A 24114-nucleotide genomic window follows, 5' to 3' on the forward strand; every position below is an offset into this window, starting at 1 on the left:
CCCGAATCGCGTGATGGGGAGCGTTCTTCCTGTAGTCGATTGCTTTGGGGCGGGGCGGGGGGGGTCAGACGTCGATGCGGGCGCGGGAGAGGTCGTCGGCGCCGGCGATGATGAACTCCTTGCGCGGGGCGACGTCGTTGCCCATCAGCAGCTCGAAGACCTTCGAGGCCTGCTCGGCGTCGGGAACGCGCACGCGGCGCAGGGTGCGGTGGTGGCGGTCCATCGTGGTGGTGGCCAGCTGGTCCGCATCCATCTCGCCGAGCCCCTTGTAGCGCTGGATGGGCTCCTGGTAGCGCTTGCCGCGCTTCTTCAGGTCGGCCAGAACGGCCTGCAGCTCCGCCTCCGAGTACGTGTAGATCGTCTCGTTCGGTTTCGATCCCGGGTTCATCACGATCACGCGGTGGAGCGGAGGCACGGCGGCGAACACCCGGCCCTCCTCGATCATCGGCCGCATGTACCGGAAGAACAGCGTGAGCAGCAGGGTGCGGATGTGCGCTCCGTCCACATCCGCGTCGCTCATGATGATGACCTTGCCGTAGCGAGCGGTCGACAGGTCGAAGCTGCGCCCCGACCCGGCGCCGATCACCTGGATGATCGCCGCGCACTCCTGGTTCGACAGCATGTCGGAGACGGACGCCTTCTGCACGTTGAGGATCTTGCCGCGGATGGGCAGCAGCGCCTGGTACTCGCTGTCACGTGCGCGACGGGCCGTGCCGAGGGCCGAGTCGCCCTCCACGATGAAGAGTTCGCTGTTCGAGACGTCGCTCGACCGGCAGTCCACGAGTTTCGCCGGCAGGGATGAGGTCTCCAACGCGTTCTTGCGCCGCTGGGTCTCTTTGTGGGCGCGGGCCGAGATGCGCGATTTCATCTCGGCGACGACCTTGTCGAGCAGCAGAGAGGACTGCGCCTTGTCGTCGCGCTTCGTCGACGTGAACCGTTCGGTCATCGTCTTCTGCACGACCTGCGCGACGATGGCGCGAACGGCCGGCGTGCCGAGGATCTCCTTGGTCTGACCCTCGAACTGCGGCTCGGGGAGACGCACCGTGAGCACCGCGGTGAGGCCCGCCATCACGTCGTCCTTCTCGAGCTTGTCGGTGCCGACCTTGAGGCGGCGCGCGTTCTGCTCGATCTGCGTGCGCAAGAACTTGAGCATCCCCTGGTCGAAGCCGGTCTGGTGGCTTCCGCCCTTCGGCGTCGCGATGATGTTCACGAAGCTGCGCATGACCGTCTCGTAGCCGGTGCCCCAGCGCAGAGCGATGTCGACGTGGCAGTCCCGCCTCAGCTCCGTCGGCAGCATCGCTCCCGACTCGGAGAGCACGGGAACGGTCTCGGTGAAGTGCCCGTCGCCGGTGAGGCGCCAGGTTTCGGTGATCGGGCTGTCCGGTGCGAGGAAGTCGACGAACTCCGAGATCCCGCCTTCGTACGAGAACGTCGTCGTCTCACCTTCGGGGCTGCGACGGTCGTCGATGGAGAGGCTGATCCCGGGAACCAGGAAGGCGGTCTGCCGAGCACGGCCGATCAGTTCGTCGGACTGGAACTCGGCACCCTTGGTGAAGATCTGGCGATCCGCCCAGTACCGGATGCGCGTGCCCGTCACCCCGCGCTTCACCTTGCCGACGACGCGGAGTTCGCTGCCGTTCTCGAACGGAGTGAACGGCGCGTCGGGCGTCGCCTCGCCTTTGTCGGCGAAGATGCCCGGCTCGCCGCGGTGGAACGACATGGCGTAGGTCTTGCCGTCGCGATCGACCTCAACGTCGAGCCGCTCGGAGAGGGCGTTCACCACGGACGCGCCGACGCCGTGCAGTCCGCCGGAGGCCGCGTACGACCCCGAGCCGAACTTGCCGCCCGCGTGCAGCTTGGTGAAGACTACCTCCACCCCGCTCAGGCCGGTCTTGGGCTCGATGTCCACGGGGATGCCGCGCGCACTGTCGCGCACCTCCACGCTGTGGTCGGGGTGCAGGATGAGTTCGATGCGATCACCGTGGCCGGCCAGCGCCTCGTCGACGGAGTTGTCGATGATCTCCCAGAGGCAGTGCATGAGGCCTCGGGAGTCGGTGGAACCGATGTACATTCCGGGGCGCTTGCGCACCGCCTCGAGCCCCTCGAGTACCGAGAGGTGTCTGGCCGAATAGTCCGAGCTCGCCACGAGCGCTCCTTGCAGAAGTCGAGGCGCCAGGGTGCTGTGGATACCGGCGCCATACCACCTACCAGCCTAAGCAGTGCGAGGCCTTGTCTCGCCCACCGACACTCTCTCCTGGGTATCGGCTACGCGTTGAGCGAAATAGCAGGCAAATCAGGCAGGGTTCCCGCCAGAACGTGGTTCTATAGGTGTACCGAGTTCACGGGTTGCGATCTGAAAGGAGCATCACATGTCGACGATCACCACGGAGAACGGTGCGGTTGACGAGCTCGCATCGGGGCCGCAACTGACGGCGGCCGATCGTTGCGACAGCTGCGGCGCTCAGGCGTACATTCGCGTTGTCGTGAACAATGGCGAGCTCCTCTTCTGCGCCCACCACGGCAAGAAGCACCAGGAGAAGCTGTCGGAGATCGCGCACAGCTGGCACGACGAGACCGCGCGTCTCTTCGAAGACCAGCGCGCGTAACGCCGACCAAGCGTTCCCAGAAGACATTCTGACGATGGCGCCGAGTTCGTCGGGTGTGCGTAGGCATGCCTTCGTCGACCTCGGGCGCATCGCCGGGAACGCAGGCGCTCTGGCGGCCACGGCCGGCCTCCCGCTCTCAGACCTCACCGCCGATCTTCGCGCCGACGCCTACGGCCACGGGCTCATCCCCGTCGCCAGGGTGCTATCGGATGCGGGGGTCGGCGGTCTCGTCTTGTCCCGGGTCGAAGACGCGGCGGCGCTGGCGGATGCCCGCATCCCCGGCTCGACCGTCGGAGCCGGCGGCGGCGCAGCGGGCGCCGGCCGCGAGAGCCACCACGAGACGCCTCGCGTGCTCGGTGCCGCGCTCTTCGGTCTCGACGCGGCACATCCGACGGCGACCGCCCTTCGGCTGGTCGGCGAGGTCATCGCCGTCAAGCGCGTCGGTGCCGACACGGGCGTCTCGTACGGCTACACCTATCGCACCACCCACCCGACGACGCTGGCGCTCGTCGCCCTCGGCTTCGCCGACGGCGTGCCGCGCGTCGCCACCAACCGGGCCCCCGTTCGTATCGGCGCATACACCGGTCGCGTGACCGGGCGCATCGCCATGGATCAGTTCGTCGTCGATCTCGACGGCGCCACCGTCACCCCGGGCGAGCGGGCGGTGCTCTTCGGCGACGCCGCCCTCGGCGAACCGACCGCACTCGACTGGGCGGACAGCACCGGCATCGCCGCCTCCATCATCACGAGCCGCCTCGGCACCCGCATCGAGAGGGTCTACACCGCATGACGATCACCGACGCCATCGCGGAGCCGCTCCCCCGCGCCGTGATCGACCTGGCGGCTCTTCGGCACAACGTCTCGCATATCGCGAAGCTCATCTCGCCGTCGGAGGTCATGTTCGCCGTCAAAGCGGACGCCTACGGTCATGGGCTCCTCCCCGTCGCGCGCGCCGGCATCGAGGCGGGGGCCACCTCGCTGGCGGTGCTCGAGATCCCCGTCGGCCTCGTGCTCAGGCACGCCGGCATGACGGTGCCCATCCTCGCTTGGCTGCACGGAACGGGCACCGACTTCCGCGCCGGCATCGAGGCCGACATCGAGCTCGGTATCTCGGCGCTCTGGCAGCTCGAGGCGATCGCCGCGGCCGGAGCCGACCGCCCGGCCGTGATCCATCTGAAGGTCGACACGGGCCTCAGCCGCAATGGTGCGACGATCGAGGAATGGCCGGGACTCATCGAGGCGGCCGTCGAGCTGCAGCGTCGAGGCCTCGTGCGCATCCGTGCCGCGTGGTCCCACTTGGCAGACGCGTCGATGGCCGACGACGAGAAGGCCCTCGCCGAGTTCAAAGCCGCGGTCGTCGTCGCGGAGCAACACGGCGCGACGTTCGAGATCCTGCACCTCGCGGCCAGTTCCGCGGGCATCCGGATGCCGGAGGCCCGATTCGACCTGGTGCGCCTCGGCATCGCCGCCTACGGCATCTCCCCGTTCGACGACAGCACCGGCGCGGAGCTCGGTCTGGTGCCGGCGATGCGCCTCGAAGCGCCGATCATCGAGACGAACGTCGACGGAACGTCTCTCGCCCGCCTCGCGATCGGGTACGCCGACGGCGTTCCGACGCTCGGCATAGCGAAGGCCCGCGTGGCCGTCGGCGGCATCCCGCGGCAGGTCGTCGCGGTCGACGCCGACTCCATGCTCATCGACCTCGGCACGGTCGGCGCCGGCCGGGTGCGCGTCGGCGACACGGCCATCCTGTTCGGCCCAGGCGTCGACGGCGAGGTCATAGCCGAGAAGTGGGCGGACTGGGCCGAAACCATCGCTGACGAGATCGTCACCGGCGTCTCGCCGCGCGTCCCCCGCGTCTACGTCGGCTGAGCCCTACAGGCGCAAGCCGACCCGCTCGGCGATGGCGCGACGCGCGTTCGCGGCGTAGCCGTCGACGGTGCGCACCGCGGGCGTCGCGGTGAGAACGGTTCCGTTTCCGCGCCGGGCCAGGGCGGTTGCGAGAATGCGGTCGGCGAGCTCGGGGTTCATCGGGAGCACCGGTCCGTGCAGGTGGGTGCCGACGGAGGCTGCGACCTGCACGCCCTCCGAACGAGCGGCGTCGCCGTTGCCGATGCCGCTCAGCACTGCGCCCAGCGGCTCGCCGCCCTCGAGCGTCGTGCTCGCGGAGTGGTTCTCGAAACCGGCGAGCACGCCGGCGTCGCCGCGCACCACGATCTCGCCGACATGGCGCTCGGTGCCGAGTCGAGCGCTGGTCGGGAAGACACCGGCGCCCGCCAGTCTCTCGCCGTCCGCCGTCACGATCTCGGTTCCCAGCAGCTGCCAGCCGCCGGCGATAGCCAGAACGGGGATGCCCGCGTCGCGCCACTCGCGCAGGACAGGGGCGATGCGCTGCACGTCCTCCAGCACGACGCGCTGCGACGAGAGCGGGCCGCTGCCGATGTGCACGATGTCGACGGCATCCGGAAGCTCATCCCCGACCTCGTGCGTCAACACCTCGGCGACGAGCCCGCGCCACCCCGCCCGCTCGACGAGCGCCGTGACATTGCCCACGTCGCCGTTGATGCCGAGCTCGCGCGGATACAGGTGCAGGATGCGCAGATCGCTCATCGTTCCCCGCCCTCCAGGTCGAGGAAACCGAGCTGCTTGCGGATCAGCATCATCTGCTCGTAGTTCACGATCATCGTCTTCGTGCCGCGCGAGGGCGTCGGCAAGGCCATGAACGCGGAGAGTGCTGCTCTGAGCTCGGGAAACACCGAACCGACCGGGATGCCCGCGTAGGCGAAGCGGGTGGCGAACTGCCACGCTTTCGTTCCGGAGACGACGTCGACGTGCGACAGCGACGAGAGGTCGATGTCGTACACCCAGGACGGGTCGGGGGTTCCTTCGTCGACGGCGACGAAGACCTGCTCGGGTGCCTCTTCGAGGTAGTCCAGGTTCAGCTGCAGGCTCGGCGGGTTCTTCATCATGATGATCTCGATGTCTTCGTCGCCGACGCGCAGGGTCTCACCGCGGCCGTAGACGGTGCGCAGCGACGACATCGCGCGCGCCACAGCCTCGGTGCGGAAGCGATCGCCCAGCAGTCTCCGCGCCATAGCGGTGGCGCCGGCGGCATCGACCGCGTAGTGCAGCCCGCGAGCCGGAAGCGCGATCGTGACGCTCTCGCCAGAGACATCGAGCACCGCATCGCGGGCGCCCAGTTCGCTGACGACCACGTCGGGTGCGGGCAACGCCCCGGATGCGGCGCCCGAGAAGTCCTCGACGTTCGCCAGACCGTTCGGGGAGGCCGCGATGAGAGCCGGAGCGACGCCGAAGGTCGCCACCTCCCGCCCTTCGACGGCGAACTCCGCGCCGATGCGGGACAGGCTGTCGTCATCGGCGTTCACGACGACGAACTCCGACGACGACGCACCGATCGACCGGAGCATCCCGACGACCCGCGTCGGCTCGAAGAACCGGTTGAGCTGGTCGATCTGCACGTTCAGAAGCAGCGACGCCCTCGGCTTGAGCAGAGTCGCGAGATCAACGCCGTACGCCTCGTCGACCTCGATCACTCCGACGTCTCCGCGCACATAGCCGTCCAGCGGAACGCTGGCGAGCAGCGCGGACGCGATGCCCTGCGGAAGATTGCCCCCCGACGGGTTCGTGAAGACGTTCAGTCCGTGTTCGCGCAACACGCCCGTGAGCATGTTCGTCGTCGTCGACTTGCCGTTCGACCCGGAGACGAACACGACGCCGAGCGGCAGCCTGCTGACCGATCGCTCGAGGAACTTCGGCGCGATCGCGAGGGCGATCCGGCCGGGAACGGCCGAGCCGCCGCCGCGAAGACGCAACAGCCAGCGGGCGAGTCGTCCTGCGACGACCGCCAGCCTGTATCGCACTCCGGCGGCCTACTCGAGGTAGTCGCGAAGCGACTGCGAGCGCGACGGGTGGCGGAGCTTCGCCATCGTCTTCGACTCGATCTGGCGGATGCGCTCGCGGGTGACCCCGAACGTGTCGCCGATCTGGTCGAGTGTCTTCGGCATGCCGTCGCCCAGGCCGAAGCGCATGCGGATTACGCCCGCCTCGCGCTCCGAGAGGGAGTCGAGAAGGCTCTCGAGCTGCTTCTGCAGCATCGTGAAGCCCACCGCGTCGGCGGGAACGACAGCCTCGGTGTCTTCGATGAGGTCACCGAACTCGCTGTCGCCGTCTTCGCCGAGCGGGGTGTGCAGGGAGATCGGCTCACGGCCGTACTTCTGCACCTCGATGACCTTCTCAGGGGTCATGTCGAGTTCGCGGCTCAGCTCTTCCGGCGTGGGCTCGCGGCCCAGGTCTTGCAGCATCTGTCGCTGGACACGCGCGAGCTTGTTGATGACCTCGACCATGTGCACCGGGATGCGGATGGTGCGGGCCTGGTCGGCCATCGCGCGGGTGATCGCCTGACGGATCCACCAGGTGGCGTACGTCGAGAACTTGAAGCCCTTGGTGTAGTCGAACTTCTCGACCGCGCGGATGAGGCCCAGGTTGCCTTCCTGAATGAGGTCGAGGAACTGCATCCCACGACCCGTGTACCGCTTCGCAAGCGAGACGACCAGGCGGAGGTTCGCTCCGAGCAGGTGGCTCTTCGCACGCTGACCGTCACGCGCGACCCAGCGGAGCTCGCGCTCCAGCTCTTTCGGCATGTTCGGCGTGTTGGCGAGCTTGTCTTCGGCGAACAGTCCCGCCTCGATGCGCATCGCGAGCTCGACCTCTTCGGCCGCGTTCAGAAGCGCGACCTTACCGATCTGCTTCAGGTAGTCCTTGACCGGGTCGGCCGTCGCGCCGGTGATGGCCGCGGAATAGACGGGGATGTCGTCGTCTTCGTCGACGGCGCGCAGCACGAGAGCGCCGGTCGGCAGCGGCTCTTCCACGGCCGCGGGCTTCCCGGTCTCCGACTCGGTGTCGTCATCGGTCTTGGTCTCGGCGTCGTCCGACTCGTCGTCGGCGACGACCTCGACCTCATCGGCGTCGACAGCTTCGTCGTCGCCGATCTCGTCGTCGTCGCTCTTCTTGGCGCGACCCTTGGGCTTGGTCGCCGCCTTCTTCGCTGGGGCCTTCTTCGCGGCCGGTTTGGCCGCTGTCTTCGTCGCCGTCGGGGCGACGGTGGTCTCGTCGACGTCGGGCTCGGCTACTGCCGTCGCCGACTTGACGGAACCTGCTGCACGGGTTGCCATGTGAACACCTTTCATACCAAGCGGAGGGCCGAGATTCGTAGCGCCGGGCCTGGCTCAGGTTGCGTGCGGACATTACTAAGACCCATGTCAAGTCCTGGGTGTCTGCGCCGGGCATCTGAGATGCTCCGAGCCCCTGGATATGAACGGGTCCGAAAGTCAATTATTGCACGAATCGAGCACTCCCCTTACCACTGTCCGGCTCGCTTCCGGTCAGTGACTCCGCGGTTCGTCTCAGCGTCGCCGACGGCCGGTCAGCGGCCGCGCATCCTCCACGCTTCAGAGAGTGCAACCCACAACGGGGCCACTTCTATTCCCTCGTCCTCGGAGAGGAGGCGGCGAGTGCGGCGCCTCGCGCGCACCAGGAACCCGACCCCGATGCCGACGATGACGTATTGAACGGCGAACGCCCATCGAAAGGAATCGAGCGCGTAGAGGTCGTTCGCTCCTCCGCTCGCCACCCGCAGCGAGTTCTCGGCGTCGAGGGCGATGCCGATCAGCAGCATCATCACGAAGCTGGCGAGGAACCCGCCGACGTTGACGATCCCGTTCGCCGACCCCAGGCTGTGCAGCGGGTTCGACGTTCGCGCGAAGTCGAAACCGATCAGTGAGCCCGGGCCACCGACGCCGATCACGACCAGCAGCACGATCAGCATCCAGAGCGGCGGGATGCCCGGCCAGAGCAGCACGACCGCCCAGGTGACGCCCATCACCGCGACGATCCCCAGCACCAGGTTGCTTCGCCTCAGCGGGAACCGAGCCGTGAGGAGGCCGAGCACCGGGCCCGAGACGAGCCCCGCGACGACGGCGACGATCAGCAGGCCGGCCGCCTCGGCCGGGTCGATCCCGAGAGCGAACACCATGAACGGAAGCCCCCACATCAGGCTGAACACGGTGCCGGAGGACTGCGTGACGAAGTGCGACCAGAATCCGAGCTGCGTTCCCGGACGGGCCAGGCTGATCCTCAACTGGCGCATCGACTCGCCCCACGTCGCCGGGCGCGGGCCCTCAGTCGACCCGACGGGGCGATCCGTGATGACGATGACGATGCCGACGAACGCGATCACCGAGAGCGATGCGGCCGTCAGGAACGCCGTCGTCCAGCCCGACTGGTGCAGGATGATCGCGAACGGGATGGCGGACAACACCTGGCCGAGCTGACCGATGTTGCCGATCCACTGCGAGAGTTGCGGAACGATCCGCCCACGGAACCACGAGTTCGTCAGCCGCATGAGCGAGGTGAACACCGTCGCATCCCCCGCACCGACGAGCACACGTCCGAGGATGGCGATCCCGATGCTCGGAGCGATGGCGACGGTCACCTGCCCGACGACCATGAGTGCCGTGCCAACGGCCATGAGCCATCTTGATCCGACCCTGTCGATGAGGACGCCGACGGGGATCTGCATCGCGGCGTACACGATGAGCTGCACCACGGCGAGTGTCGACAGCACCGACGCGGAGACGTGGAAGCGGTCGGTCGCCGCGACACCGGCGACGCCGATGGTCGTGCGCTGCATCACGGCCACGAGGTAGGCGAAGACGCCGACGGCGAAAATCAGCCAGGAGCGTCGCGAGTTCACCTCACCAGCGTATGCCCGGCCGCGACGGCATGCGGCACGTGCTAGCCGATCGTCGGCCCGTTCTCCTCGTCGCCGTGACGACGGAACGCGAGGAAGTTCTCCAACTCGGCGGCGATCTCGTCGGCCGACGGAAGCTCCCCGTCTTGATCGGTCAAGGGCGAACGCAGCTGGTTGTCTTCCATGTAGCTGTCGTGACGTTCTTCCAGCGTGCCCACCAGCTTGCCGAGTTCGGGGTTGCCCGCGACCTGCTCGTCGATGTTCGCGATGAACTCGCGATCTTCTTGACGCAGCCTGTCGGTCGGGAAGATCAGGCTGGTCGCGGCGCTGATGCTGTCGAGCGCGGTGATGGCGGCGGCCGGGTATTCGGTGTCTGCCAGGTAGTGCGGGATCAACAGGATGAAACCGGCGATCGGGTACGAGCTCTGCTGCAGCCGGTACTCCAGCAGGTGCAGCGCGTTGGCGGGCACCTGGGTGTGCGGCTTCCAGATCGACATCGTTTCGATGAGGTCGGCGCGGTTGCCGCTGACTGTGACGCCGATGGGCCGGGTGTGCGGAACGGGCATCGGGATGGCGTGCACCCACGTCACGCTCTTGACCTTCAGGCGATCGATCAGCCCCAGCACCGCCTGCGTGAACCGCTCCCACTGGAAGTCGGGCTCGAAGCCGGAGAGCAGGAGGAAAGGCTGACGCAGCTCGTCGTAGGCGAGGTAGAGCTTCAGGGTCGCCGGCTGGTAGTCGGTGAGATGGTCTTGGTCGAAGTAGATGATCGGACGCCGAGCGCGGTAGTCCAGAAGGATGTCGGCGTCGAAGGTCGCGACGACCTCCGAGTCGAGCGTTCCCAACAGGTAGCTGCCGAGCTGGCTCACGCCGGAGCCTGCATCCGCGAATCCGGTCAGGCCCGCCACCAGGTGAAGCCCCTCCGGCACCTCGGCGAGGGCCGGATCGAGCTCGTACAGTTCTGCGGGATCGTGCATGTTTTAACTCTAGGCCGCAGCTTTGGCGAGAAAGCCGGGAACCACCCGCGAAGGCACACGCCCACAGCGAACAGCCGGAGGTCTCGGCCGGAAACGATAGATTCGACCCATGTCGGTTCCCTCTCTCAGCCTGTCGTCCGCCTCCACTCCGTCGCCCTCCTCCTCCGTCGTGCTGATCGGCGCGCGCGTCATCGACGGGGCGGCCGAGCTCTTCGCCGTCGACGGGTTCTCCGCCGTGGCGGCCCAGCTCGACGCCGTCGGATTCTCCGGCGGCAGAGACGAAGTGGTGCGGCTCCCCGGCGTCGGAGACGCGCGATCGATCGCGGTCGTCGGTGTCCCCGCATCCGTCGACGCCGAGGCCCTGCGCTACGCGGCGGGATCCGCCATCCGGCAGCTCGCCGGAACCGATTCGGTGAGCATCGCCTTCCCGCTCGTCGGCGACGAGCAGATCGCCGCCGTGCTCGAAGGAGCAGCGCTCGGCTCCTACTCCTTCACCGCCTACCGGGAGGCCTCGAAGGCGTCGACGAAGGCGCCGGTCGGCTCGATCGAGGTGCTCGCCACCGGCTCCGACGACCTGGTCGCTCAGGCTGTCGCGGTGGCGCAGGCCGTGTCTCTCGTCAAGGACCTGGTGAACACTCCCCCGCTCGACCTCTACCCCGAGACGCTGGCGCAGGCTGCGCGCGACGAATCCGCCGGGCTCCCCGTCGAGGTGACAGTGTGGGACGAGAAGGAGCTCGCCGAACAGGGCTTCGGCGGCATCCTCGGCGTGGGGCAGGGCTCGACCCGCCCGCCCCGGCTCGTGAAGGTCAGCTATTCGCCCGCCGGAGCGGCGAAGCATCTCGCGCTGGTCGGCAAGGGCATCACCTTCGACACCGGCGGGCTCTCGCTCAAGCCGCCGACCGGCATGGTGGGCATGAAGTACGACATGACGGGCGCCGCAACCGTGCTCGCCGTTACCCTCGCCGCGGCACGTCTCGCCCTGCCTGTTCGGGTCACGGCGTGGCTGTGCATCGCGGAGAACATGCCATCCGGGTCCGCGATCCGACCGAATGACGTGCTCCGCATCCGCGGTGGACGCACCGTCGAGGTGCTCAACACGGATGCCGAGGGGCGCCTGGTCATGGCCGACGGGATCGTCGCCGCGAGCGAGGAGAAGCCGGATGCGATCGTCGACGTCGCCACGCTGACCGGCGCCGCCATGGTCGCGCTGGGCACGCGGTACGCCGCCGTCATGGGCGAGGACGCCCTCGTGGCACAGGTGCTCGACGCCGCCGCCGCGACGGGCGAACTGCTGTGGGCGATGCCGCTTCCGGGCGAGCTGCGGGCGACCATCAATTCGGATGTCGCGGACATCGCTAACGCGAATCCCGGTGTCACCGCCGGCGGAATGCTGCTCGCCGGCGTCTTTCTGCAGGAGTTCGTCGGACGCACAGGAGACGCGGAGGATGCACCCCGCATCCCCTGGGCCCACCTCGACATCGCGGGCCCCGCCAAGGGTCCTGCATCCCCGTACGGTTTCACGGGCAAAGGACCGACCGCTGTGACCGTGCGCGCGCTCATCCGCTTGGCCGAGGACTTTTCCCGACAGTAGTAAGGTCGTAGAGGCAAGAAATTCTTGCCGTTCAACGCCTGCCATCGAGCAACAGATTCGAGGCAGGGTCGTGTCACGAATCTTGATGCGCGAGGGAGTAGCTGGGTGTCTGAGCAGAACTTTGACATTGTGGTGCTCGGCGGTGGAAGTGGAGGCTACGCAGCTGCGCTGCGTGCGGCCGAGCTCGGTTTCACCGTTGGCATGATCGAGAAAGACAAGGTCGGAGGCACTTGCCTGCACCGTGGTTGCATCCCCACAAAGGCGTTGCTCCACGCGGCCGAGGTCGCCGACTACTCGCGTGAGTCGTCGAAGTACGGAATCCTCACCGAGTTCCAGGGTGTGGACATCAACGGCGTCACCGAGTACCGCCAGGGAATCGTCGCCAAGAAGTACAAGGGCCTCCAGGGCCTGGTGAAGGCACGCAGCATCACGGTCATCGAGGGCGAGGGTCGTCTGACCTCCCCGACCACGGTGCAGGTCGGCGAAGACACGATCGTCGGCAAGAACGTCATCCTCGCCACCGGCTCCTACTCGCGCTCGCTCCCCGGCCTCGACATCGGCGGCCGTGTCATCACCAGCGAGCAGGCCCTCGAACTCGACTTCGTTCCGAAGAAGGTCGCCGTGCTCGGCGGCGGCGTCATCGGCGTCGAGTTCGCGAGCGTCTGGAAGTCGTTCGGCGCAGACGTCACGATCATCGAAGCCCTCCCCCACCTGGTTCCCAACGAAGACGAGTCGATCAGCAAGTCGCTCGAGCGCGCTTTCCGCCGCCGGGGCATCGACTACCGTCTCGGTGTCCGCTTCTCCGGTGTCACCCAGAACGATGACGGCGTCGTCGTCACGCTCGAGAACGGCGACACCGTCGACGCCGAGCTTCTGCTCGTCGCCGTCGGACGTGGCCCCTCGACGGCCAACCTCGGCTACGAGGAGGTCGGCGTCACGCTCGACCGCGGCTTCGTCATCACCGATGAGCGTCTGGCCACGAGCGTCCCGGGCGTCTACGCCGTCGGCGACATCGTCCCCGGCCTGCAGCTCGCGCACCGCGGTTTCCAGCAGGGCATCTTCGTCGCGGAGGAGATCGCGGGCCTGAACCCGATCGTTGTTCCCGACGTCAACATCCCGAAGGTCACCTACTGCGACCCCGAGGTCGCCTCGATCGGCCTCACCGAGGCCAAGGCCGCGGAGCAGTACGGCGCCGACAAGGTGTCGAGCTACGACTACAGCCTGGCCGGCAACGGCAAGAGCGAGATCATCGGAACCAGCGGCACCGTCAAGGTCGTGCGTGTGAACGACGGCCCAGTCGTCGGCGTGCACATGATCGGAGCCCGCGTCGGCGAGCTCATCGGCGAAGCGCAGCTCGCGGTGAACTGGGAGGCGTACCCGGAGGACATCGCCCCGTTCATCCACGCGCACCCGACCCAGAACGAAGCGCTCGGCGAGGCTTTCCTCTATCTCGCAGGCAAGCCGCTCCACACCCTCTAAGTCCGTCGACCGTCGACGCGACTGCAATAAGCTACTGAACGAATTGGTTTTGAAGGAGACAAGCTCATGAGCGAATCCGTCAGCCTCCCGGCACTCGGCGAGAGTGTCACGGAAGGCACGGTCACCCGCTGGCTGAAGAACGTTGGCGACCGTGTCGAGGTGGACGAGCCCCTGCTCGAGGTCTCGACCGACAAGGTCGACACCGAGATTCCGTCCCCCATCGCGGGCGTCGTCGAGGCGATCCTGGTGCAGGAGGACGAGACCGTCGAGGTGGGTACCGCGCTCGTGACCATCGGCGACGGTTCCGGCGGCGGCGAGGCTCCGGCCGCGCCCGCTGCCGAAGCCGCACCGAGCGAGCCTGCTGAGGCAGCGCCGGCCGAGGCCGCAGCTCCCGAGGCGCCCGCCGCGGAGGCTCCCGCTGAGGCCCCGGCCGCTGCACCGGAGCCTGCTCCGGTCGCCGCAGCTCCGGCCGCTGCAGCTCCGGCCGCACCGGCACCCGCCGCTCCGGCACCCGCCGCTCCGGCACCCGCTGCTCCGGCACCTGCTGCCGAACAGGCCGCTCCCGCCGCACCGGCACCCGCCGCAGAGACCCCCGCTGCTCCGGCACCTGCTGCCGAACAGCCCGCTCCCGCCGCCGCCCCCGCTCCGGCTGCACCGGCCGCGCCGGCAGCCGCTGCGCCGGCTTCGTCCGGCGGCGCGCACGCCGGTAACACCGGCTATGTCACGCCGATCGTCCGCAAGCTCGCGAACGAGCAGGGCATCGACCTCGCTAGCGTCACCGGTACCGGTGTCGGCGGTCGCATCCGCAAGGAGGACATCCTCTCCGCCGCTGCTCCCGCCGCCGCTGCTGCTCCCGCAGCCGCCGCACCGGCCGCAGCGCCTGTCGCCGAGGTCTCGCCTCTGCGCGGCACCACGCAGCCGATGTCGCGTCTGCGCAAGGTCGTCGCCGAGCGGGCGGTCGTCTCGATGCAGTCCTCCGCGCAGCTCACCTCGGTTGTCGAGGTCGACGTCACCAAGGTCGCCGCATTCCGCGACAAGGTGAAGGCCGACTTCCTGGCCAAGACCGGCGTGAAGCTCTCCTTCCTGCCGTTCTTCGCCCTGGCGGCCAGCGAAGCGCTGAAGTCGTACCCGGTCATCAACGCCACGATCGACGGCGACTCGATCGTGTACCCGGATCACGAGAACCTGTCGATCGCCGTCGACACCGAGCGCGGACTGCTCACCCCTGTGGTGCGCAACGCGTCGGAGCTCGACCTGGCCGGCCTGGCCAAGGAGATCGCCGACCTCGCCGAGCGCACCCGCGACAACCGCCTCAAGCCGGACGAGCTCGCGGGCGGAACGTTCACGCTCACGAACACCGGTTCGCGCGGCGCACTGTTCGACACGCCTGTCGTGTTCCTCCCCCAGGTGGCCATCCTCGGCACCGGCATCGTCACGAAGAAGCCTGTCGTGATCAGCGCTGACGGAACCGACGCGATCGCCATCCGTTCGACCGTCTACCTCGCACTCTCGTACGATCACCGCATCGTCGACGGCGCGGACGCCGCTCGCTTCCTCGTCGCGGTGAAGAACCGCCTCGAGGGTGGCGACTTCGAGGGCAACCTCGGCGTCTGAGCTCACGAGTAGACCTCACGTAGCAGCCAACCGGCCTCGCTCCTGATCATCAGGAGCGAGGCCGGTTGCGTTGTGGCAGACGGCGTCGACTCCGGCCCGGGGGCGACCACGACGAGCGCCGCGTCGCCCCACCGCTGATCGAGCGCGAGCACAGCGCCGCGGTAGTCTCTGGCGTGGGCCGCCCCCTCGGTGCCGAGTGCAGACGCTTCGGTCTCCAAGAATGCTGAGCCGGCCTCGATCGACCTCGCGAGGCACCCGCGCTCCGGATGCGCCGCCGCGAAGCACGAGTGACGTTCGTCGAGCAGCGCTGCTCCCGCGACTGCAGGGTCGTCGGAGCGCGCACCGGTGCCTATGCCGTTCGCTGCCTCTCCCGCTTTCGGACCGGCGGTTCCGGTGGCTGCCGCCGGTCGATCCGGCGTGGCGACCCCGGATGACGGCGGCGACGGCGGCGACGGCGATGTCGACGATGTCGACGTCGCGACCCGCGATGCATCCGATGGTCGCCCCGAGGACGCCGCCCCGGAGGGCGGGATGAGTGCGAGAACGAGACCTGCGCCTGCCAGCGGCACGGCCGCGATGATCAGCAACCGTTTTCGTCGAGACGCCCACGCCTTCACAGCGACACCCAGCTCGGCCACGGGATGCCCGTCGACCAGGCGACGCGCCAGACTCGTGCGATCCCACCGCGGCTTCTCCCGAGCGGACTCGTCGATCGCACCGGCTCTCGGCACCACGGCGATGTCGGCGGCAGCGTCGGCGGCGGCAGGCGGCGCAGACCGGGGCACGGCGGCCCGCTCGACCTGTACCGCCTCCGGCTCGGCGAGCTCGACGAGCGCGGAGCTCACCGCTCGCCACCCCGAGACCGCGAAGGCTCGGTGCAGGGTGGCGAGCAGGTGCATCCCCTCGTGCGCACGGAGCGCGCGCGAGACGTCTTCGGCCACGCCCCTGTATGCCGCCCGATCGACCGCGACCGTCTCCCTGTCCGCGACGCTCGCCCACCGGAGGTCTGCGATGACCGGGCAGCCATCGCGTCGGAGCATGACACGATCGGTCGTCAGCGACCCGTGCGTCCAGCCGGCATCGTGCAGAGCACGCAAGCCGTCGGCGACGGCGAGCAGCAGCGTCACCGCCTCCCCCAGCCGGATCGTTCCGCGTCGCGCGAGGTGGCCTCGCAAGTCGCCGTACGCGGGATGCTCGATGAGGAGCGAGCACGACTGTCGATCGGGCGGCGCCTGACCACGGCGCCCGATCGCTGGTCGACGGATGCGGTGCTCGACGGGCACCACCTCGAGCAGCCGAACGACATGCTCCGAGGCGACCGCACGAAGGGCACTCCCCTCGGCGTGCGCCCGAGCCACCGCGTCCTCCGTCTCCGCACGCAGCACGAGCTCCACCGTCAGCGACGACTCGGGCGTGACGACGAGACGGCGAATCTCGTCTTGGTCGGCCCGCAGTGTTCGCACGACCTCCCAGCCGCGATCGGAGCAGAGCCTGTCGGCTCGTCGGGTGAGGCGGTTCAGGCTTGACGTCATGCGACCAGTAAACGGTTTGCTGCCCGCGACGTCTGCAGGGTGACGTCGATCTGTGGGCAACTCGCCGCCTGCCCGTTCTGGGGAGGACGACCGCCCGCATAGACTGTTCGCGTGGTCGACTTCATCGACACGGGACTAAGCGCCAATTCCGTGCCGTATTTCGAGGCCCTTCAACAGCAGCGTGAGCTTCACGCCGCCGTCGTTGCAGGCCGGGCGCCCGATACCGTCATTCTCCTCGAGCATCCCGCGGTGTACACCGCGGGTAAACGCACAGAGCCCGACGAAAGGCCGACCGACGGCACACCCGTCATCGATGTCGACCGCGGCGGGAAGATCACCTGGCACGGGCCGGGCCAGCTCGTGGGGTACCCGATCCTCAGACTGCCCGAACCGATCGACGTCGTCGGCTATGTCAGGCGCTTGGAAGGCGTTCTCATCGACGTGCTCGCCGGGCTCGGAGTGCCGGGAGAACGCGTGCAAGGGCGCTCCGGGGTGTGGATCAGAGGCGTGCAACGCGACGAGAAGATCGCCGCCATCGGCATCCGCGTCGCCGAAGGTGTGACCATGCACGGGTTCGCCTTGAACTGCTCGAACGGGTTCGAGGCCTACGACGCCATCGTCGCCTGCGGGATCCGCGACGCCGGCATCACCTCGGTGAGCCGCGTGCTCGGACGCACCGTCACGCCCTCTGATGTCGTCCCCCTGATGCGCGAACGGTTCGCGCACGAGTTCGAGCGCGAGGTCGTCGCATGAGCGCCGTGCCGGAAGGCCGCAAGATGCTTCGGCTGGAAGTGCGGAACGCCCAGACTCCGATCGAGCGCAAGCCGGAGTGGATCAAGACCAAAGCCCGGATGGGCCGCGAGTACCGCCAGCTGCAGAATCTCGTGAAGAGCGAAGACCTGCACACGGTATGCCAGGAGGCCGGCTGCCCCAACATCTTCGAATGCTGGGAAGACAGGGAGGCGACCTTCCTCATCGGCGGCGCCCAGTGCACGCGCCGCTGCGACTTCTGCCAGATCGACACCGGCAAACCGGCCGACTACGACACAGACGAGCCCCGCCGCGTCGCCGAGTCGGTATCGCGGATGAATCTGCGCTATGCGACGGTGACGGGCGTCGCGCGCGACGACCTGCCCGACGAGGGCTCATGGCTCTACGCCGAGACCATCCGCGAGATCCATCGCCAGAGTCCCGGAACAGGCGTGGAGATCCTCGTTCCCGACTTCACGGGAAACCCCGAGTATCTCGGCGAGGTCTTCTCGGCACGCCCCGAGGTGTTCGCCCACAATGTGGAGACCGTGCCGCGCATCTTCAAGCGCATCCGGCCGGCATTCCGGTATGAGCGGTCGCTCGACGTGATCACCCAGGGGCGCGCTGCCGGCCTCATCACGAAGTCGAATCTGATCCTCGGGATGGGGGAAGAGCGTTCCGAGGTCACCCAGGCGCTGCACGACCTCCACGACGCCGGTACCGACATCATCACCATCACGCAGTACCTCCGGCCGAGCGCCCGGCACCTCCCGGTGGCTCGCTGGGTTCACCCCGACGAGTTCGTCGAGCTCAACGCCGAAGCGGAAGAGATCGGATTCCTCGGCGTCCTCGCCGGTCCCCTGGTGCGATCCTCCTACCGTGCGGGCCGTCTGTGGGCGCAGTCGATGCAGGCGACAGGGCGCGAGGTCCCCGAACAGTTGCGGCATCTCGCGGATGCTTCGCTCGGCTTCGCTCAGGCGGTCACCTGAGCGCGAACACGTCACCGCGAGCGCTGTTCTGCCGGTATCCTTGTGACCATGGCACGCAAGGACAAGTCCACCAAGGAGCCCGGCCGTCTGAAGCAGATGTGGCAGGTCTTCCAGATGACCCGCCGCTACGACAATCGGGCTCTCCTGTACATCATCGGCGGTTTCGCGCTTCCGGTGATCGTCGGTGTGATCGTGTCGCTGTTCTTCTCCGGCGGCAACGTGTTCACGATGGTGCTGTGGATCCTCGCCGGCGTGCTCGCGGGCGTGCTCGTGGCGCTGATCATCCTCGGCCGCCGTGCTGAGCGTGCCGCATACTCGCAGATCGAGGGGCAGCCCGGTGCCGTAGGCGCCGTGCTCCGCAGCTCGCTGAAGCGCAGCTGGCGCGGTTCCGAGATGCCGATCGCGGTCAACGGCAAGACGCAAGACGCTGTGTATCGCGCCGTCGGTCGTGGCGGTGTCGTGCTGATCAGCGAGGGCCCGAAGTCACGCACGGGCCGCATGCTCGACGAAGAGCGTCGCAAGGTCGGCCGCGTGCTGCCGAACGTTCCCGTCTCCACCATCAGCGTCGGCCCGGATGCGGAATCCGTCGCCCTGCACAAGGTGCCGCGCACACTCGCCAAGATCAAGCCGGTGCTCACCAAGGCCGAGGTCATGGCGATCAGCAACCGTCTGCAGTCGCTCGAGAACCCGATGCCCATTCCGAAGGGCATCGACCCCATGAAGGTGCGCGCCCAGCGCGCGAGGTAATTGCCCAGCGCCCGGTAGCCTGCATCAGGCTCGGATGAGCACCGTTCCCGCGATCTTGTCGTGGAAGCCGCGCTGGTCCGAATCCCAGACCAGGGCCGGGATGGCGATCGACAGCAGCGCGCTACGCACCACGGGCCGCCACAGCCCGACCCAGCCGCCCTTCACTGCGATGACGCGCATCCCGAACAGGCGGTGTCCTATGCTGCCGCCGATGGTGGGGATGAACACGATCTGCAGAATCGCGAAGACGAGAAGGTTCGCGATCGGGTCGTAGTGGAAGAACGCCCACGAGATGAGCGCGGCGAGACCCCAGTCGACGACGAGCGCCCCTATTCGGCGACCCACCCTCCCCACGGAGCCGCGTCCTGACTCCGGCAGCCCGAGTCGCTCACCCGGATACCGGCTGGGGGCGATCGGACCGGGACGCGAGTTCTGGGGGTTCTGTGGCACGCGACGAGTTTACCCGGGCAGGGTACGCGTAACATGCCGGAAACATTTGCGTCACGGCGGGGAAACCCCTGACCCCTACGGTGGGGACGTGGGTTGCAGGTGCAGTCCGCCCCGCTTCAAGCCATTGGGAGTCCTCCGCATGTTCCGTGATTCTTCCGAGGTGCTCAAGTTCATCAAGGACACCGACGTCAAGTTCCTTGATATTCGCTTCACCGACCTTCCCGGTGTGCAGCAGCACTTCAACATCCCCGCCTCGACCGTCGACGAAGAGTTCTTCTCCGTCGGCCAGCTGTTCGACGGCTCGTCCATCCGCGGTTTCGCGTCGATCCACGAGTCGGACATGCAGCTCATCCCCGATGTCTCCACCGCGTACATCGACCCCTTCCGCGTCGAGCGCACGCTCATCATGGTCTTCGACATCTACAACCCCCGCAACGGCGAGATCTACGCGAAGGACCCGCGTCAGGTCGCCAAGAAGGCGGAGAAGTACCTCGCGTCCACCGGCATCGCCGACACCGCGTTCTTCGCCCCCGAGGCGGAGTTCTACATCTTCGACGACGTGCGTTACGAAGTGAACCAGCACTCCAGCTTCTACTCGGTGGACTCCGAAGAGGGCGCCTGGAACTCCGGTCGCGTCGAAGAGGGCGGCAACCTCGCCAACAAGACCCCGTACAAGGGCGGCTACTTCCCGGTCAGCCCGGTCGACAAGCAGGCCGACCTGCGCGACGACATCTCGCTGAAGCTGATCGACGCGGGGCTCATCCTGGAGCGCGCGCACCACGAGGTGGGCACCGGCGGTCAGGCGGAGATCAACTACCGCTTCGATACGATGGTGCACGCGGCCGACGACATCCTGAAGTTCAAGTACATCGTGAAGAACACGGCGGAGAACTGGGGCAAGGTCGCGACGTTCATGCCGAAGCCGCTCTTCGGCGACAACGGCTCGGGCATGCACACCCACCAGTCGCTCTGGAACGACGGCAAGCCGTTGTTCTACGACGAGGCCGGCTACGGCGGACTGTCCGACGTCGCACGCTGGTACATCGGCGGCCTGCTCAAGCACGCTCCGGCGGTGCTGGCGTTCACGAACCCGACGGTGAACTCGTTCCACCGCCTGGTTCCCGGCTTCGAAGCCCCCGTCAACCTGGTCTACTCGGCCGGTAACCGTTCGGCGTCGATCCGCATCCCCATCACGGGCACCAACCCGAAGGCCAAGCGCATCGAGTTCCGCGCCCCGGATGCGTCGGGCAACCCGTACCTCGCGTTCGCCGCCCAGCTCATGGCCGGTCTCGACGGCATCAAGAACCGCATCGAGCCGCACGAGCCGGTCGACAAGGACCTCTACGAGCTGCCGCCCGAGGAGGCCAAGAACATCCCCCAGGTTCCCGGCACCCTCGCCGAGGTGCTGGACGCGCTCGAGGCCGACCACGACTTCCTGCTCGCGGGCGGCGTGTTCTCCCCGGAGCTCATCGAGACCTGGATCGACTACAAGCGCGAGAAGGAGATCAAGCCCCTCGCGCAGCGTCCGCACCCGTTCGAGTACGAGCTGTACTTCGGCGTGTAGCCGGAATGCCCCGGAATCCCGGGGTTTCTAAGGCCTAGCGGACGCCTCAGTCCGTAAAGAGTCCGCGAAACACATAGAGAGAGCCCGCCAGCTTGTCTGGCGGGCTCTCTCTATGTGCGCTCTATGGGCAGCTATCTTTGCCTGATGACGTTACGTGAGCAAATTAACCAAACCTTCGAGGACGCTGAGACTCGCATCGCTCAGCGGACGCCTCCGCCCGGGGTAATGCCTGCCGCCGGCGACCCTGACGTGCGATTCGTAACGATCAACGAAACCTTCGCGGCCATTAGCGAATCCCTTCACATACTTGCGGACCGGATTGACGCTATCGAGTCTCAATCTGGCGATTCGTCGGCCTAGCCCTGAACGCGTTCACTACCGCGCTACGAGACGCCTCGTCCTTGTCTGGCCACATGTGTCCATACGTATCCAGCGTGGTCTTCGCGGACGCGTGCCTTAGGCGCGCCTGCACAGTCTTGATATCAAGGCCGGCAGCGATCAACAGTGATGCGTAGTAGTGCCGCAGGTCGTGGATCCGGAAACCCGCCGGCAGACCCTTGACTGTCTCGCGAGCCTTTCGAAATGCAGTCTCGATTGTGTACGGCGCGACAGGGCGGCCGAAGGCCCCAACGACGAGGGTGCTACTCCCCCACTTCGCTGGCACTTGGTTCAGTTCGAGGGCAACTTCGTGCGGTATCGGGATCGGCGTCTTTGACATGTCCGTCTTGAGCGGTTCGTCGGGGTATTGGATAGCGGGCGAGATGATGCCGCGCATGAAGTCGACGTCGTTGGTGCGCAGCGCGGCGATCTCCGCAACTCTTAGTCCCGCGAAAGCGCCAAGCAGCACCACAGGATGGAAGTGGTCTGGTAGCGCGTCGTAGAGTGCCCATACCTGGTCCGTGGTCGCTACGTAGGGACGCTGCTTGGGTGCGCCTGGGGATGTGCGCCGGCTGACCGGTGACCGCGGCACGATGCCATCGTGCACGGCGTCGGAGAAGATCTGCGAAAGCCTGCGATGCAGACCGTAGGTGGTGGAATCTGCGAGGCCTTCAGCCTTGAGTTCTGCCATCCAGTTCTTGACCTCTGAAGGTCGAATGCTGCCTACCGGCCGGGTGCCGAACTTCGACTGGATACGCTTCACGTGCACTTCGGCACTTTTGACGGTGGACTTGCGGTTTGTTGCATAGCCAATGAGCCACGTCTGACTCCACTCCCCCAGCGTCATTTTCGCCGTCTTAGGCTCCACCCACGTTCCCGTGACGAGCTTCGCCGTTTCGCGATCTAACCAGTGCTGAGCGGAGTTTTCGGGATCGCGCGGATTGTCCCGGAACTTGAAATGCCGCGCGTGCTCCTTGCCTGTCGCGTCGGTGTACCTTGCACGCCAGACCCCGCTAGGCCTCTTCTTGACGCTCGCCATCGCCATCCTCCTCGTCGATCGGGGCCAGATTTAGTTGGCGTCGCAATTCGTTGTACTCATCGAAACGGAATTTGCGAAGCGGGCTCTCCACGATGCCCTCAGCCATATGGCCGCGCTGCCGTGTAGTCCCGACCCGTTCGTGCGGCATACTCTCAACGATGCCCATCACCGCTCGAGCAGACATACCAAACGAATCGAACTCTGGATCGCCACCCAAGAGCCTGAACTGAGCTTGTGCGTCGCGCAGGTTTCGGACGGATGCATCATGTTCGCGCATTAATCGCTGAACGGCTTCGCGATCCGAAGCGTCGAGCGATGAAAGCAACTCCGAGCCGATCGTGGACGACGAGAAGTCCCCCGAATCGAGCGAGTTATCCGCACGATCCGATTGCTCTCGGTCATAGCGATAGGACCACGCGTCGCGGACAAAGAGCAACAGCCTTTTACGAGTGACCTCAAATCGGGCCACCGCGCGTTCTAAAGCGCGTGCACCATTCAATAGCGATCGCGCGTGTCGCCCAGCCTTGCCGTAGGTGGCGAGCACAGTAAGTCCGACTGGATAGACGACGACACCGTCCATTTCCTCGAGCTTCTTGTTGAATTCGGCAACCTGCGGATCAACTTCAGCAGCGATATCGCTAGCAACAATCCACTCAACAAGGTCGATTACTCGCGGCGCGAAACCCGGCTCATCCTCTTCATTGGGTGTAGCTGGTTGGAGTGGCCTGTCGATCGGATACATCAAGGCGGCTGGCGGCACACGCAATGCTTCGCTCATCGCAAGCAGCTCGCGCACGGTGACGTCTTCCTTACGACCGTTCTCGATGTTGGTTATCACCGACCTGCTCAGACCAGACTCCTCAGCAAGCTTCTGAGCGCTCCAACCTTCAATTCGTCGGTACTTAGCGATTCTCTGACCAATGGTTTCATTTTGCGCCACAAAGACACAATATCGGACTAGTTGCGCCAACGCTACCCGTCGATGTATATTGGTCTGTAGGACGCAATTTTGTCGATGTTGCGCCACATTGACACAAAGGAGTTTAAATGACAGCTCTACTGACTCTCCCCGAGGTTGCTGCGCAGCTCCGCAAGTCAGATGCCCAGCTTCGGTGGATGATCCACGTCGGGACTGCTCCGCGGTCCGCTCTGATCGGTGGGCGAAGGATGTTTCGGCAGGAGGACATCGAGAGCTACATCGATTCGCAGTTCGATGGTTCACATCGCTCCGAGGTGCTCGCCGGCTAGCGCCGTGCGGCAGGTTGACCAGGCCGGGATACACGAGACGGCCACAGTTGAAGGACTAATCCGCTATGCCCAGAACAAGGTTAGAAACAACGGCATCGACGTCTCGCCGTCAGCGGTTTCGAAGACAGTGCGAAGAGCCGCGCGGCTGGGAGACCTCCCGACCATCCAGAACGCGATAGACACATGGATCGCATCGCGAGATTTGCTACCCGGCTTTGAGAAATACGTCACCATTCGTCTGCAGTATGCCGACCCGACTGGCGACACGGCTGCGCGGAACGTCGACCGCGCAAATCTCCCAAAGAAAAAAGCCCAGACGCTGGAACGCCTGGGCCCTAACATCCCCCGTCGAAACTTCTGATTGAAACAACAAGGAGAAGA

General features: G+C 66.6%; 21 protein-coding genes. 11 read left to right on the top strand and 10 right to left on the bottom strand.

What is annotated here, in order from left to right; genetic code table 11:
• Nucleotides 1-64: 64 nt before the first annotated feature.
• Nucleotides 65-2146 carry a type IIA DNA topoisomerase subunit B gene (locus ACFVWR_RS15280; protein ID WP_387213791.1) on the bottom strand — a complete coding sequence of 694 codons (2082 nt, stop codon included), beginning with the start codon at nt 2144-2146 and terminating at the stop codon, nt 65-67.
• A 223-nt stretch (nt 2147-2369) separates the two neighbouring features.
• Between ACFVWR_RS15280 and ACFVWR_RS15285 the strand changes: the two genes are divergently transcribed.
• From ACFVWR_RS15285 to alr, 3 genes are read left to right on the top strand one after another with little or no spacing between them, the layout of a single operon-like run.
• Nucleotides 2370-2606, top strand: coding sequence for a hypothetical protein (locus tag ACFVWR_RS15285; protein WP_223690763.1), 237 nt, complete (start codon nt 2370-2372; stop codon nt 2604-2606).
• 34 nt (nt 2607-2640) lie between these two features.
• Nucleotides 2641-3396 carry an alanine racemase C-terminal domain-containing protein gene (locus ACFVWR_RS15290; protein WP_387213795.1) on the top strand — a complete coding sequence of 252 codons (756 nt, stop codon included), beginning with the start codon at nt 2641-2643 and terminating at the stop codon, nt 3394-3396.
• Entirely contained in the window at nt 3393-4478 is a 1086-nt protein-coding gene (gene alr / locus ACFVWR_RS15295) for an alanine racemase (protein ID WP_387213798.1), read from the top strand. The genes ACFVWR_RS15290 and alr overlap by 4 nt, the downstream gene beginning before the upstream one ends.
• Before the next feature lie 3 nt (nt 4479-4481).
• Here the strand turns inward: alr and ACFVWR_RS15300 are convergent, their stop codons facing one another.
• The 5 genes from ACFVWR_RS15300 to ACFVWR_RS15320 form a co-directional block, all read right to left on the bottom strand.
• On the bottom strand, nt 4482-5216 hold the full coding sequence (locus tag ACFVWR_RS15300; protein ID WP_387213801.1) for a type 1 glutamine amidotransferase: 735 nt from the start codon (nt 5214-5216) through the stop codon (nt 4482-4484).
• Complete coding sequence (locus tag ACFVWR_RS15305; RefSeq protein ID WP_387213804.1) at nt 5213-6487, bottom strand: MurT ligase domain-containing protein; 1275 nt, start codon at nt 6485-6487, stop codon at nt 5213-5215. Before ACFVWR_RS15305 ends, ACFVWR_RS15300 begins: the two co-directional genes overlap by 4 nt.
• 9 nt (nt 6488-6496) lie before the next feature.
• The gene (locus ACFVWR_RS15310) at nt 6497-7798 is read right to left on the bottom strand and encodes an RNA polymerase sigma factor (RefSeq protein WP_387213807.1); all 1302 of its coding nucleotides are present in this window, start codon (nt 7796-7798) and stop codon (nt 6497-6499) included.
• Nucleotides 7799-8049: 251 nt separating this feature from the next.
• Nucleotides 8050-9378 (bottom strand): nitrate/nitrite transporter, encoded by a 1329-nt coding sequence (locus ACFVWR_RS15315; RefSeq protein ID WP_387213811.1) that lies wholly within the window; start codon nt 9376-9378, stop codon nt 8050-8052.
• 41 nt (nt 9379-9419) lie between these two features.
• A complete protein-coding gene (locus ACFVWR_RS15320) occupies nt 9420-10352 on the bottom strand; it encodes a proteasome assembly chaperone family protein (protein ID WP_387213814.1) in 933 nt (310 codons plus the stop codon).
• A 109-nt stretch (nt 10353-10461) separates the two neighbouring features.
• Between ACFVWR_RS15320 and ACFVWR_RS15325 the strand changes: the two genes are divergently transcribed.
• The 3 genes from ACFVWR_RS15325 (at nt 10462) to sucB (ending at nt 15036) form a co-directional block, all read left to right on the top strand.
• Nucleotides 10462-11943 carry a leucyl aminopeptidase gene (locus ACFVWR_RS15325; RefSeq protein ID WP_387213817.1) on the top strand — a complete coding sequence of 494 codons (1482 nt, stop codon included), beginning with the start codon at nt 10462-10464 and terminating at the stop codon, nt 11941-11943.
• Between the two features lie 105 nt (nt 11944-12048).
• A complete protein-coding gene (lpdA, locus tag ACFVWR_RS15330; RefSeq protein WP_387213820.1) occupies nt 12049-13422 on the top strand; it encodes a dihydrolipoyl dehydrogenase in 1374 nt (457 codons plus the stop codon).
• A 66-nt stretch (nt 13423-13488) separates the two neighbouring features.
• Nucleotides 13489-15036: a 2-oxoglutarate dehydrogenase, E2 component, dihydrolipoamide succinyltransferase gene (gene sucB / locus ACFVWR_RS15335; RefSeq protein WP_387213823.1), complete on the top strand. Its 1548-nt coding sequence runs from the start codon at nt 13489-13491 to the stop codon at nt 15034-15036.
• Nucleotides 15037-15038: 2 nt separating this feature from the next.
• Here the strand turns inward: sucB and ACFVWR_RS15340 are convergent, their stop codons facing one another.
• On the bottom strand, nt 15039-16568 hold the full coding sequence (locus ACFVWR_RS15340) for a hypothetical protein (RefSeq protein ID WP_387213826.1): 1530 nt from the start codon (nt 16566-16568) through the stop codon (nt 15039-15041).
• 111 nt (nt 16569-16679) lie between these two features.
• Here ACFVWR_RS15340 and lipB point away from each other — a divergent pair, with 111 nt between their 5' ends.
• Genes lipB through ACFVWR_RS15355 form a run of 3 tightly spaced genes read left to right on the top strand, consistent with a single transcriptional unit; the run spans nt 16680 to nt 19054 of the window.
• Nucleotides 16680-17321 carry a lipoyl(octanoyl) transferase LipB gene (gene lipB / locus ACFVWR_RS15345; protein ID WP_387213830.1) on the top strand — a complete coding sequence of 214 codons (642 nt, stop codon included), beginning with the start codon at nt 16680-16682 and terminating at the stop codon, nt 17319-17321.
• Nucleotides 17318-18307, top strand: a complete 990-nt coding sequence (gene lipA, locus ACFVWR_RS15350) for a lipoyl synthase (protein ID WP_387213833.1) — start codon at nt 17318-17320, stop codon at nt 18305-18307. Before lipB ends, lipA begins: the two co-directional genes overlap by 4 nt.
• Nucleotides 18308-18355: 48 nt before the next feature.
• Nucleotides 18356-19054, top strand: coding sequence for a DUF4191 domain-containing protein (locus tag ACFVWR_RS15355; RefSeq protein WP_387213836.1), 699 nt, complete (start codon nt 18356-18358; stop codon nt 19052-19054).
• Between the two features lie 24 nt (nt 19055-19078).
• Here the strand turns inward: ACFVWR_RS15355 and ACFVWR_RS15360 are convergent, their stop codons facing one another.
• Nucleotides 19079-19504 carry an RDD family protein gene (locus ACFVWR_RS15360; protein ID WP_387213839.1) on the bottom strand — a complete coding sequence of 142 codons (426 nt, stop codon included), beginning with the start codon at nt 19502-19504 and terminating at the stop codon, nt 19079-19081.
• A 139-nt stretch (nt 19505-19643) separates the two neighbouring features.
• Here ACFVWR_RS15360 and glnA point away from each other — a divergent pair, with 139 nt between their 5' ends.
• Entirely contained in the window at nt 19644-21068 is a 1425-nt protein-coding gene (gene glnA / locus ACFVWR_RS15365; RefSeq protein WP_387213842.1) for a type I glutamate--ammonia ligase, read from the top strand.
• A 325-nt stretch (nt 21069-21393) separates the two neighbouring features.
• Here glnA and ACFVWR_RS15370 read toward each other — a convergent pair whose 3' ends face one another.
• Nucleotides 21394-22485, bottom strand: coding sequence for a tyrosine-type recombinase/integrase (locus ACFVWR_RS15370; RefSeq protein ID WP_387213845.1), 1092 nt, complete (start codon nt 22483-22485; stop codon nt 21394-21396).
• Entirely contained in the window at nt 22460-23425 is a 966-nt protein-coding gene (locus ACFVWR_RS15375) for a helix-turn-helix domain-containing protein (RefSeq protein WP_387213848.1), read from the bottom strand. The genes ACFVWR_RS15370 and ACFVWR_RS15375 overlap by 26 nt, the downstream gene beginning before the upstream one ends.
• Nucleotides 23426-23532: 107 nt before the next feature.
• Between ACFVWR_RS15375 and ACFVWR_RS15380 the strand changes: the two genes are divergently transcribed.
• Nucleotides 23533-23733 carry a helix-turn-helix transcriptional regulator gene (locus ACFVWR_RS15380; protein ID WP_387213851.1) on the top strand — a complete coding sequence of 67 codons (201 nt, stop codon included), beginning with the start codon at nt 23533-23535 and terminating at the stop codon, nt 23731-23733.
• The last annotated feature ends 381 nt before the right edge of the window (nt 23734-24114 follow it).

Source organism: Leifsonia sp. NPDC058292 (assembly GCF_042880955.1).
Lineage (GTDB): Bacteria > Actinomycetota > Actinomycetes > Actinomycetales > Microbacteriaceae > Leifsonia.

Bases quoted from the DNA above. Each gene is read 5' to 3' on its own strand.
- ACFVWR_RS15285 (WP_223690763.1), top strand. From the start codon at position 2,370: ATGTCGACGATCACCACGGAGAACGGTGCGGTTGACGAGCTCGCATCG.
- ACFVWR_RS15290 (WP_387213795.1), top strand. From the start codon at position 2,641: ATGGCGCCGAGTTCGTCGGGTGTGCGTAGGCATGCCTTCGTCGACCTC.
- alr (WP_387213798.1), top strand. From the start codon at position 3,393: ATGACGATCACCGACGCCATCGCGGAGCCGCTCCCCCGCGCCGTGATC.
- ACFVWR_RS15300 (WP_387213801.1), bottom strand. From the start codon at position 5,216: ATGAGCGATCTGCGCATCCTGCACCTGTATCCGCGCGAGCTCGGCATC.
- ACFVWR_RS15310 (WP_387213807.1), bottom strand. From the start codon at position 7,798: ATGGCAACCCGTGCAGCAGGTTCCGTCAAGTCGGCGACGGCAGTAGCC.
- ACFVWR_RS15320 (WP_387213814.1), bottom strand. From the start codon at position 10,352: ATGCACGATCCCGCAGAACTGTACGAGCTCGATCCGGCCCTCGCCGAG.
- ACFVWR_RS15325 (WP_387213817.1), top strand. From the start codon at position 10,462: ATGTCGGTTCCCTCTCTCAGCCTGTCGTCCGCCTCCACTCCGTCGCCC.
- sucB (WP_387213823.1), top strand. From the start codon at position 13,489: ATGAGCGAATCCGTCAGCCTCCCGGCACTCGGCGAGAGTGTCACGGAA.
- ACFVWR_RS15340 (WP_387213826.1), bottom strand. From the start codon at position 16,568: ATGACGTCAAGCCTGAACCGCCTCACCCGACGAGCCGACAGGCTCTGC.
- lipA (WP_387213833.1), top strand. From the start codon at position 17,318: ATGAGCGCCGTGCCGGAAGGCCGCAAGATGCTTCGGCTGGAAGTGCGG.
- ACFVWR_RS15355 (WP_387213836.1), top strand. From the start codon at position 18,356: ATGGCACGCAAGGACAAGTCCACCAAGGAGCCCGGCCGTCTGAAGCAG.
- glnA (WP_387213842.1), top strand. From the start codon at position 19,644: ATGTTCCGTGATTCTTCCGAGGTGCTCAAGTTCATCAAGGACACCGAC.
- ACFVWR_RS15370 (WP_387213845.1), bottom strand. From the start codon at position 22,485: ATGGCGAGCGTCAAGAAGAGGCCTAGCGGGGTCTGGCGTGCAAGGTAC.
- ACFVWR_RS15380 (WP_387213851.1), top strand. From the start codon at position 23,533: ATGACAGCTCTACTGACTCTCCCCGAGGTTGCTGCGCAGCTCCGCAAG.